Source organism: Mycobacterium sp. E342, assembly GCF_001667665.1.
Lineage (GTDB): Bacteria > Actinomycetota > Actinomycetes > Mycobacteriales > Mycobacteriaceae > Mycobacterium.
The window spans coordinates 1-10,801 of record NZ_LZJM01000187.1; the positions used below are offsets into that span (position 1 = coordinate 1).

Annotated in this window: 9 protein-coding genes and 2 pseudogenes; 7 read left to right on the forward strand and 4 right to left on the reverse strand. The window is 69.4% G+C overall.

Going from position 1 to position 10,801, the window contains the following annotated elements; genetic code table 11:
* Positions 1–728: pseudogene (locus tag A5692_RS13600) on the reverse strand (ABC transporter); the annotation flags it as partial.
* 79 nt (positions 729–807) lie between these two features.
* A complete protein-coding gene (locus A5692_RS13605; protein ID WP_068056799.1) occupies positions 808–1,281 on the reverse strand; it encodes a MarR family winged helix-turn-helix transcriptional regulator in 474 nt (157 codons plus the stop codon).
* 193 nt (positions 1,282–1,474) lie between these two features.
* On the opposite strand from A5692_RS13605, the gene A5692_RS13610 reads away from it, so the two are divergent.
* From A5692_RS13610 to A5692_RS13625, 4 genes are read left to right on the forward strand one after another with little or no spacing between them, the layout of a single operon-like run.
* Complete coding sequence (locus tag A5692_RS13610; RefSeq protein WP_156766072.1) at positions 1,475–3,445, forward strand: ABC transporter ATP-binding protein; 1,971 nt, start codon at positions 1,475–1,477, stop codon at positions 3,443–3,445.
* On the forward strand, positions 3,442–4,293 hold the full coding sequence (locus A5692_RS13615; protein ID WP_068056807.1) for a CbiQ family ECF transporter T component: 852 nt from the start codon (positions 3,442–3,444) through the stop codon (positions 4,291–4,293). Before A5692_RS13610 ends, A5692_RS13615 begins: the two co-directional genes overlap by 4 nt.
* Before the next feature lie 21 nt (positions 4,294–4,314).
* Positions 4,315–4,773, forward strand: a complete 459-nt coding sequence (locus A5692_RS13620) for an SRPBCC family protein (RefSeq protein WP_068056809.1) — start codon at positions 4,315–4,317, stop codon at positions 4,771–4,773.
* A complete protein-coding gene (locus A5692_RS13625) occupies positions 4,766–6,589 on the forward strand; it encodes a sulfatase-like hydrolase/transferase (protein ID WP_156766070.1) in 1,824 nt (607 codons plus the stop codon). The genes A5692_RS13620 and A5692_RS13625 overlap by 8 nt, the downstream gene beginning before the upstream one ends.
* Here A5692_RS13625 and A5692_RS13630 read toward each other — a convergent pair.
* A complete protein-coding gene (locus A5692_RS13630) occupies positions 6,586–7,032 on the reverse strand; it encodes an Lrp/AsnC family transcriptional regulator (protein WP_067918302.1) in 447 nt (148 codons plus the stop codon). The genes A5692_RS13625 and A5692_RS13630 overlap by 4 nt on opposite strands.
* 122 nt (positions 7,033–7,154) lie before the next feature.
* Here A5692_RS13630 and ddaH point away from each other — a divergent pair, with 122 nt between their 5' ends.
* The 3 genes and pseudogenes from ddaH to A5692_RS13645 all read left to right on the forward strand — a co-directional run.
* A complete protein-coding gene (ddaH, locus tag A5692_RS13635) occupies positions 7,155–8,012 on the forward strand; it encodes a dimethylargininase (protein ID WP_068056812.1) in 858 nt (285 codons plus the stop codon).
* Entirely contained in the window at positions 8,009–9,244 is a 1,236-nt protein-coding gene (rocD, locus tag A5692_RS13640) for an ornithine--oxo-acid transaminase (protein WP_068056814.1), read from the forward strand. The genes ddaH and rocD overlap by 4 nt, the downstream gene beginning before the upstream one ends.
* Before the next feature lie 36 nt (positions 9,245–9,280).
* A pseudogene (locus A5692_RS13645) lies at positions 9,281–10,567 on the forward strand (amino acid permease); the annotation flags it as partial.
* Here A5692_RS13645 and A5692_RS28285 read toward each other — a convergent pair.
* A partial coding sequence (locus A5692_RS28285) for an amino acid permease C-terminal domain-containing protein (RefSeq protein ID WP_304528603.1) occupies positions 10,566–10,801 on the reverse strand: 236 nt, incomplete at its 5' end. The pseudogene A5692_RS13645 and the gene A5692_RS28285 sit on opposite strands and share 2 nt — an antisense overlap.

Below are 10,801 nucleotides of genomic sequence, written 5' to 3' on the forward strand. Positions count from 1 at the left end.
GACCCGAGCCGAACAGTGCGAATGCCGGTGCATGCCCGTCGGCGGGAATCAATCCCGCGGCCGACGCCCAGGACAAGGGCGGTCCGGGGCTGATCGAGCGGATGGTCACCTCGAAACTGCGCGTCGCGCGTCCTTCGATTCGCACGGCGGAGCCGAGTGCCACCTACCGCTTGCCGCTCAGGGCCGACGCCCGCACCGTCGGGGTGGCCGGGGGGCTCGGGCGCCGGCGGTGACGGCACGACGGGCATCCGCTGGGTCTCGCGCTGGGTCGGAGCCCGCAGGTTCGGGCCGTGCGGGCGGGGCGGTGGCGGCGCGGCCGGAAAAGGAGGCGGCGGGGGGGCCGGGGGACGGGGCGCCGGGCGCTGGGCCGGGGCCGGCGGACCGGCGGGCTGCGCGATCTGGAAGACCAGCCGCGGGCCCCGCTGCGGGTCGCCGACGCTGATCGCCTGGCCGTCGCGGATGTTCACCGTCGCCGCCCGCGCGCCGTCGACGAAGATCCCGTGGTGGCTCAGGTCGATGGCCACCCAGTGGGTGCCGGCAAACCGCAGCACCACCTCCGGCCCGGGCGGTGGCGGCGGCGAGCCAGGATTCCCGAGGCGCTCGAGGGCGATGTCGCAGCCCGGGCCGTAGCCGACGATCACGTCGCGCCCCGGGGCGAAGTCGAACCTCATGGGCCCGACCCACACGGTCAACGGGGAGGCCCTGAACGCGGAAGCCTCGGTCCGCATCGCCCTCCCCCTTTCGTCACCGGTCAGCTCGACTTAGTGTCTACCCGCTGGCCGCGGCCCCTTCACCGGGGTTAAGCCCTCACAGGGTGTTACGCCGCCCCGCCGGCGACGCATTGTCGAGGAGCCGGCGCAATACCTGGACCGCGTCCGTGAGCACCTGGCGGTCGCCCGGTTCGAGCAACGCGAGCTGGGGTTCGATCGCGGCGGCGCGGTCGGCGCGGACCGCGTTGAGCATGCGTTTGCCCTGAGGGGTGATGCGGATCCGGACGGCGCGCGCATCCCCCGGGTCGATGGTCCGGGTGACCAGGCCGGCCTCCTCGAGCCGGCGCACCTGGGTGGTCATGGTCGGTTGGGAGCAGTGGTCGACGGTCGCGAGATCACCGATGCGGGCTTCCCCGTGAGCTTCGATCGTGGCGAGCAGCCTGGCCTGCGCCGCGGGCAGGGGCATCTGGATGCGCTGGGTGGCCAGCCGGTTGAGCCGCGCCACCACGGCGAGCAGATCCGCTCCCAGCTGCTGGGCCTCGACGTGTGCGGTATCGACAACTCTGTCCATGTGCCCATCGTTCCATAGCTTTGCTAACTGAGACGAGAGGCGCCGGCGCGAATCGGGTCGGAAGTCACGAAGTGTATGAAGCGACTTGGCGCTGCGGGCTGGCACAATCAGTGAAGTGAATGCCCGTCGCCCCGTCCGTTCGCGCCAGCGGGGTGGGCCGTTACGACCGGCCGAATTGGCACAGGCCTCCGTGATGGGTGCGCTCTGCGCGGTGATCTCGATCGTCGCCGGGGTGATCCCGTTCGCGCAGGGTTTGGCGCTGTTGGGCACCGTGCCCATGGGGCTGCTGACCTACCGTTACCGGTTCCGGGTGCTCGTCGCCGCGACGTTTGCTGCCGGAACGATCGCCTTCCTCATCTCCGGACTGGGCAGTTTCCTGACCGTCATCAACTGCGCCTACATCGGCGGATTGACCGGGATCGTCAAACGCCGCGGCAGGGGCACACCGACCGTGACGTTCGCGTCACTGATCGCCGGCTTCGCCGTCGCTGTCGCCACGGTCGGCATGCTGGCGGTGCTGAATCGGTTGCGGCACCTCATCTTCCAGGTGATGACCGCCAACGTGGACGGTGTCGTGGCGTTCCTCAACCGCGTGAATCTGCGGTGGCTCGGCGTCGACGTCAAGCGGGTCTTCGAATTCGGGTTGCAGTACTGGCCGTGGCTGATGCTCGGCTATGTCACCTACGGCGTCGTGGTCTCGTCGTTGATCGGTTGGTGGGCGCTGTCCCGCCTCCTGGATCGGATGGGCAACGTTCCGGATGTGCACAAACTGGACGCCCCGGACGAGCCGCCCGGCGCCCCGATCGGGCCCGTGCCGGTGCGGCTCGACAAGGTGCGGTTCCGCTACCCGCACGCCCGGCAGGACGCGTTGCGCGAGCTCAGCATGGAACTGCAAGTCGGAGAACACGTTGCCGTCATCGGCGCCAACGGGTCCGGCAAGACCACGCTGACGCTGATCCTGGCGGGCCGGCCACCGACGTCGGGTAGCGTGCAGCGCCCCGGCGCGGTGGGGTTGGGCATGGTCGGCGGCACGGCGCTTGTCCTGCAGCACCCGAAGAGCCAGGTGCTGGGCACCCGGGTGGCCGATGATGTGGTCTGGGGGCTGCCGCCGGGCACCGCGGTCGACGTCGACCATCTGTTGCGCGAAGTGGGGCTCGAGGGTTTCGGCGAACGGGATACCGGAAGCCTGTCCGGCGGGGAACTGCAGCGCCTCGCCCTCGCCGCGGCACTGGCCCGGGAACCGGCGCTGCTGATCGCCGACGAATTCACCAGCATGATCGACCAAGAGGGCCGTAACGTCTTGTTGAACGTGCTGTCGGGCCTCCCTCAACGGCACCGGACCGCACTGGTGCACATCACGCATTTCGACAACGAGGCCGCATCGGCGGACCGGACGATCAACCTCAGCGACTCCCCGGACAACACCGTTGTCGTCGAGACGGCCCCGCCCCCGGCCCCGGTCCCCGCGGTCAAGTGGGGCTCGAACAAGCCGGTGCTCGAAATCATCGGCGTCGGACACGAATACAACAGCGGGACACCGTGGGCGAAGACCGCGCTGCGCGACATCAACCTCGTCGTGGAGCAGGGTGACGGCATCTTGATTCACGGCGGCAACGGCTCGGGCAAGTCGACGCTGGCGTGGATCATGGCCGGGCTGACCGTTCCCACCAACGGCGCCTGCTTGATCGACGGTGAGCCCATCCGGGAGCACGTCGGCGCGGTGGCGCTGTCGTTTCAGACGGCGCGGCTGCAATTGATGCGCAGTCATGTCGGCCTGGAACTTGCCTCCGTGGCGGGCTTTTCCGACGATGACGAAGGCCGGGTGGTCGCCGCCCTGGCCGCGGTCGGGCTGGAACCCGCGATGGGCAAGCGGCGCATCGATCAACTCAGCGGCGGCCAGATGCGACGGGTGGTCCTGGCCGGCCTGCTGGCGTGTTCGCCGCGGGTGCTGATCCTCGACGAGCCGCTGGCCGGGTTGGACGTGGCCAGCCAGCGGGGCCTGCTGCGCCTGCTGGCGGATCTGCGCCGCCACCGGGGCCTGACGGTCGTCGTCATCTCCCACGACTTCGTCGGTTTGGAAGCCGTGTGCACACGGACCGTGCATCTGCAGAACGGCGCGCTGCAAGCGGTGTCGGCCACCGCCGCGGCCGGGGGTGTGGCGTGACCGCAAGCTCGGCCCCGGCCCCCCGGAGGAGTCGGCGCACCTCCCGGCCGGTGGTGCTGTTGGTTCCGGTGCCCGGCGGGTCCCCCATCCACAACCTGTGGGCCGGCACCAAACTGCTGGTGGTTTTCGGTGTTTCGGTGTTGCTCACCCTGTATCCGGGGTGGGTGACCATCGGGTCGGTGGCGGCGCTGGTGCTGGCGGCGGTCTGGATCGCTCACATCCCGCGGGGCGCGCTTCCGTCGATTCCGCGGTGGCTGTGGATCCTGCTCGCACTGGGTTTCGTGACCGCCGCGCTGGCCGGTGGTAGTCCGATGCTGACGATCAACGGGGCCCACATCGGGCTCGGCGGAGCGTTGAACTTCCTGCGGATCTCCGCGTTATCGGTGGTTCTGCTCGGGCTGGGTGCGATGGTGTCCTGGACGACCAACGTCGCCGAAATCGCGCCCGCCCTGGCGATTTTGGGCCGCCCGTTCAAGTTGCTGCGGATTCCGGTGGACGAGTGGGCGGTGGCCCTGGCCCTGGCGCTGCGCGCCTTTCCGTTGCTGATCGAGGAATTCCAGGTGCTCTACGCCGCTCGTCGACTGCGGCCCAACCACATGCCGACGAGTCGCAAGGCCCGGGTCAGGCAGACGGCGGGCAACTCGATCGACTTGGTCGCCGCCGCCATCGTGGTGACCCTGCGCCGCGCCGACGAGATGGGCGACGCGATCACCGCTCGCGGCGGCATCGGCCAGCTCTCCGCCGATCCGGCGCGGCCGAAACTGGGGGACTGGGTCACGCTCACCGTCACCGTCGCGGTCAGCGGGGCCGCGGTGGCGATCGAGACGATATTCCGCCTGACTGCCTAGGCCCTCGCGTAGCGTGAGCGGGTGGCCGACATTCACCGGACGCGCCCGATCGCGGCACGCATCGGCGACGTCTGGGAAACACTCGCAGACTTCGGGTCGATCAGTTCGTGGGCGGGCAACGTCGATCACTCGTGCATTTTGTTCTCCGGACCCGACGCGGACGTCGGCACCGCCCGCCGGGTGCAGGTCAAACGCGATGCCCTCGTCGAGCGCATCACCGAATTCGGCCCGCCCCGCGCCCTCGCCTACGACATCGAAGGCCTTCCACGCCGCCTGGGCAGGGTGTCCAACCGCTGGACGCTGGCATCGTCCGCCGGTGAGTCGGCCGCGACCACCCTGGTGACCCTCACCAGCACCGTCGAAATCGGCCCGCACGCAACGCAACAGCTGGCCGAACTCGTCCTGTGCCGCGTCCTCGCGCGACAGTCGGAGGCGATGCTCGCCGGCCTGGCGAACCGATTGGAGCATGCCGGTGTCTGATCGCCCCGACGTCGTCGTCATCATGACCGACGAGGAACGCGCGGTGCCGCCGTACGAGGCCCCCGACGTGCTGGCGTGGCGCGACCGGACGCTGACCGGCCGCAAATGGTTCGACGACCACGGCGTCAGCTTCACCCGGCACTACACCGGCTCGCTGGCCTGCGTGCCAAGCCGCCCAACCATTTTCACCGGGCACTATCCCGACCTGCACGGCGTCACCCAGACCGATGGCATCGGAAAGACCGCCGGCGATTCGCGCATGCGCTGGTTGCGCCAGGGCGAGGTGCCCACGCTGGGCAATTGGTTCCGCGCCGCCGGATACGACACCCAATACGACGGCAAGTGGCACATCTCGCACGCCGATATCACCGACCCGGCGACCGGCCGACCACTGGCCACGAACGACAAGAACGGCGCCGTCGACGCCGCCGCGGTGCGGCGCTACCTGGCGGCGGATCCGCTGGGGCCCTTCGGTTTCTCCGGCTGGGTCGGTCCGGAGCCGCACGGGGCGGCGTTGGCCGACGCCGGCGTCCGCCGCGACCCGCTGATCGCCGACCGGGTGGTCGCCTGGCTGGCCGATCGTTACGCCCGCCGCCGCCAGGGCGACCCCGCCGCGTTGCGTCCCTTCCTTCTGGTCGCCAGCTTCGTCAATCCCCACGACATCGTGCTCTTCCCGGCCTGGTCGCGCCGGAGCCCGGTCAAGCCGTCGCCGCTCGACCCGCCCGCGGTGCCCGCCGCGCCCACCGCGCAGGAAGACCTGTCCACCAAGCCGGCGGCGCAGATCGCGTTCCGCGAGGCCTACTACTCCGGCTACGGCCCCGCACCCGCGATCGACCGGACCTATGAGCGCAACGCGCAGCGCTACCGCGACCTGTACTACCGGCTGCACGCCGAGGTGGACGGCCCGCTCGACCGCGTCAGGCGGACGGTCACCGAAGGCGGTTCGGGCGACGCGGTATTGGTGCGCACGGCCGACCACGGCGACCTGCTGGGCGCCCACGGCGGCCTGCACCAGAAGTGGTTCAACCTGTACGACGAGGCCACCCGCGTTCCCTTCGTCATCGCGCGCATCGGCGAGCGGTCGACGCGGCCACGGCGGGTCACGGCGCCGACCTCACACGTCGACCTGGTCCCCACCCTGCTTGCGGCGGCGGGCGTCGACGTCGCGGCGGTGGCCGCCACGCTGGCCGAGTCGTTCTCGGAAGTGCACCCGCTGCCCGGGCGGAACCTCATGCCGATCGTGGACGGCGCGGCGGCGGACGAGACACGCGCCGTCTACCTGATGACCCGCGACAACATGCTCGAAGGGGACAGCGGCGCATCGGGATTGGCGCGCCGGCTGAAGCGGACCGTCGATCCGCCCGCGCCGCTGCGCATCCGGGTGCCGGCCCACACCGCCTCCAACTTCGAGGGGTTGGTGGTGCGCGTCGACGAGACGACGGCCACCGGCGGCGCGGGCCACCTGTGGAAGCTCGTGCGCACCTTCGACGACCCGAGCACCTGGACGGAGCCGGGCGTGCGGCACTTGGCGGCCAACGGGCTCGGGGGAGACGCGTACCGCACGTCCCCGCTCGACGACCAGTGGGAGCTGTACGACCTCACCGCCGATCCGATCGAAGCCATCAACCGGTGGGCCGATCCGGACCTGCATGCCCTGCGCGCGCACCTGCGGGCGCGGCTCAAACACGTCCGGGCCGACTCCGTTCCCGAGCGAAACATGCCGTGGCCCTACGCGTCTCGTCGTCCACCCGCGGTGCGGCCGTCGATGCTGAAGCGGTTGGTTGGCAGCGTCTTGACGCCGAGGCGCCCGGGCTAAGTCCGCATCCGGTCGATGAGGTTCGACAACACCACGATGCTCTCGCTGCGTTCGATGTCCGCGCTCGACCGGATCCGCTCGAGGGCGGCCTCCAGGTGGCGCATGTCGCGCGCCAGCACGTGCAGGATGGCGTCCGACGTGCCCGTCACCGTCGCGGCGCTGACCACCTCGGGCATGTCCACCCAGGCCGCCCGCAGCCGATCCGGCGCGATCGTGCCGTGGCAGAACACCTGCACGTAGGCTTCGGTGTTCCAGCCGAGCGCATTGCGGTCGACGATCGTGGTGAAGCCTTTGATGACGCCGGCGTCGAGCATCCGGTCGACGCGCCGCTTGACCGCCGGGGCAGACAGATTCACCTTCTCGCCGATCTCGGCGAACGTGGCCCGCGCGTGCTCGGTCAGCTCGGCGAGGATGCGGGCGTCGGTCTCGTCGAGGCGCTCCATCACCCTCCCCTTCGATCGGGCGCAATGAATCTGTGGCGGAGCCACTCTAACGCAATAAATCGCCTATAGACACGCAATATATAGCGTTTGATTGTGCCAGGATGCCGAAATACCGTTGATCTATGACGGAACAATACGTGGTGGCGGCCGGGTCGGGCTCGTCACCCGACCGCCGGGTCCGCACCCCCCGCGCCCGCCGGTACGCGATGACGCCCCCGGCGTTTTTTGCCGTCGAGTACGCGATCAACCCCTGGATGGACGTCTCCACACCCGTCGACGTCGGCCGCGCGCAAGCCCAATGGGACGACCTGCGCACCACCTACCTTCGGCTGGGGCATCAGGTCGAGGTGATCGGGCCCGCGCCGGGGCTGCCGGACATGGTGTACGCCGCCAACGGCGGATTCATCGCCGGCGATGTCGCGATCGTCGCGAGGTTTCGATTCGCCGAGCGGGCCGGCGAGTCGCAGGCCTACGCCCAATGGATGTCCTCGCTCGGGTACCGGCCCGTGTCCACCCGTCACGTCAACGAGGGGCAGGGCGACCTGCTGATGATCGGCGAAACGGTCTTGGCGGGCTACGGGTTTCGCACCGACCGGCGCGCGCACGCGGAGGTCTCTGCGGCGCTGAGGGCGCCGGTGGTCTCGCTGGAGTTGGTCGATCCGCGCTTCTACCACCTCGACACCGCGCTGGCCGTACTCGACGACCACACGGTCGCCTTCTACCCGCCGGCGTTCAGTACTGCGGCGCAGGACCGGCTGCACGCGCTGTTTCCCGACGCGATCGTGGTCGGCAGCGCCGACGCGTTCGTGCTGGGCCTCAACGTCGTTTCCGACGGCCTGCGCGTCGTCCTTCCATCTTCCGCAACGGGTTTCGCCGGGCAACTGCGCGACGCCGGCTTCGAGCCCGTCGGCGTCGACCTGTCCGAACTCCTCAAGGGCGGCGGCTCGGTCAAGTGCTGCACATTGGAGATGTTTCCATGACGATCCTCGACGCCCGGACGTCCACCCGAACGCAGGCCGCGATCGGCCTGGTCGAACGCCATGCCGCGCACAACTATTCGCCGTTGCCCGTGGTGGCGGCCAGCGCCGAGGGCGCCTGGATCACCGATGTCGAGGGCCGGCGATACCTGGACTGCCTGGCCGCCTACTCGGCGGTCAACTTCGGCCATCGCCACCCCGAGATCACCGCGACGGCCCATGCCCAGCTCGACACCGTCACGTTGGTGAGCCGCGCGTTCCACTCCGACACGCTCGGCCCGTTCTGCGCCGCACTCGCGCGGCTGTGCGGCAAGGACCTCGTGTTGCCGATGAACTCGGGCGCCGAAGCCGTGGAGAGCGGCCTCAAGATCGCCCGCAAATGGGGTACCGACGTCAAGGGCGTCCCCCCCGGGCAGGCCAACATCATCGTGGCGGACAACAACTTTCACGGCCGCACGATCAGCATCGTCAGCTTCTCCTCGGACCCGACGGCGCGGGCGGGATTCGGACCGTTCACCCCCGGGTTCCGCTCGGTACCCTTCGGCGACGCCGCCGCACTGGCCCGCGCCATCGACGACCACACCGTCGCGGTGCTGCTCGAACCGATCCAGGGCGAGGCGGGCATCGTCGTCCCGCCCGACGACTACCTGCCGACGGTCCGCGCGCTGTGCAGCAGGCACCGCGTGCTGATGATCGCCGACGAGATCCAGTCCGGCCTGGCGCGCACGGGGCACACCTTCGCCTGCGACCACTGGGGCGTGGTGCCCGACGTCTACCTGCTCGGCAAGGCGCTGGGCGGCGGCGTGGTCCCGCTGTCGGCGGTCGTCGCCGACAGCGAGGTCCTGGGCGTGCTGCACCCCGGCGAACACGGCTCCACCTTCGGCGGCAACCCGTTGGCCGCCGCGATCGGCACCACCGTGGTCGCCATGCTGGGCCGCGGAGAGTTTCAGGCCCGCTCGGCGGAGCTGGGCGCGCGCCTGCACGCGCGGCTGCGCGAATTGAAGGGCCACGGTGTGCGAGCGGTGCGCGGGCTGGGCCTATGGGCCGGCATCGACATCGATCCGGCACTCGGAACGGGCAAGCAGATGAGCCTTCGGCTGGCCGACCGCGGTGTGCTGGTGAAGGACACCCACGAATCGACGCTGCGGTTCGCGCCCCCACTGGTGATCAGCGCGCAAGAAATCGACTGGGCGGTTGAGCAGTTCGCTATGGCGTTGCGGGAGGCTGGCCCATAATCAGCTGATCGAGCAAGGAGGGGCCAAGGAGGGGAATTGCCACCGACGTCGATCAGCCTGAAAGAGCAGATGCTCCGGCGCCGTCCAGTCGTCGGCAACGTCGTCGCCTACGGGGCCGCGGACCATCTCAAGCGGAGCATCGGGACCTTCCAGCTGACCATGTTCGGGGTCGGCTCGACCGTCGGGACGGGCATCTTCTTCGTCATGTCTCAGGCCGTTCCCGAGGCCGGCCCCGGGGTGATCCTGTCGTTCCTCATCGCCGGGCTCGCGGCCGGGCTCGCCGCCATCTGTTACGCCGAATTGGCCTCCGCGGTACCGGTTTCCGGGTCGTCGTACTCCTACGCGTACACCACGCTCGGCGAGGTCGTCGCGATCGGGGTGGCCGCCTGCCTGCTGCTGGAATACGGGGTGTCGACGGCCGCGGTCGCGGTCAACTGGAGTGGCTACCTCAACAAGCTGCTCAGCAATATCCTGGGAATCCAATTCCCGCACGCGTTGTCCGCCGCTCCCTGGGATGCGCAACCGGGCTTGGTGAATCTGCCGGCGATCATCCTGCTCGCGATGTGCGCCGTGCTGCTCATCCGCGGCGCCAGCGAATCGGCGAAAGTCAACACGATCATGGTGCTGATCAAGCTGGGCGTGCTGGTGATCTTCGTCGTCGTCGCGTTCACCGCCTTCGACGCGACGCATCTGCGCGACTTCGCGCCCTTCGGCGCCGCGGGCATCGGCTCGGCCGCCGGCACCATCTTCTTCTCCTACATCGGCCTCGACGCCGTGTCGACCGCGGGCGACGAGGTGAAGAACCCGCAGAAGACCATGCCGCGCGCGCTGATCGCGGCGCTGCTCACCGTGACCGGCGTGTACCTGTTGGTCGCGCTGGCCGCGCTCGGCACTCAACCGTGGGAGGAGTTCGCCGGACAGCAGGAGGCCGGGCTGGCCACCATCCTCGACAACGTCACCCGCGGCAGCTGGGCCAGCACCATTCTGGCTGCGGGGGCGGTGATCTCGATCTTCTCTGTCACGCTGGTCACCATGTACGGGCAGACGCGCATCCTGTTCGCCATGGGCCGCGACGGGCTGCTGCCGCCGCGATTTGCGCGGGTGAACACACGCACCATGACCCCGGTGAGCAACACGGTGATCGTGGCGATCGCGGCCTCGGCGCTGGCCGCCTTCATACCGCTGGACAAGTTGGCGGACATGGTGTCCATCGGCACGCTCACCGCGTTCGTCGTCGTATCCGTGGGAGTGATCATCCTGCGGGTGCGCGAGCCCGACCTGCCACGGGGCTTCAAGGTTCCGGGTTATCCCGTGACGCCGGTCACAGCGCGTCCCGCTGCAGCGATTCGCTGTTGAGCGCGCTGTGATGGCGGCCCCACACGAAGTAGAAGATTAGCGCGAGCGCGAGCCAGCCGCTGAACGCGATCCAGGTGTACCAGTGCAAGCTGACGAGGATGTATCCGCACGCGAACACCGAAAGGACCGGCGTCACGGGATAACCCGGAACCTTGAAGCCCCGTGGCAGGTCGGGCTCGCGCACCCGCAGGATGATCACTC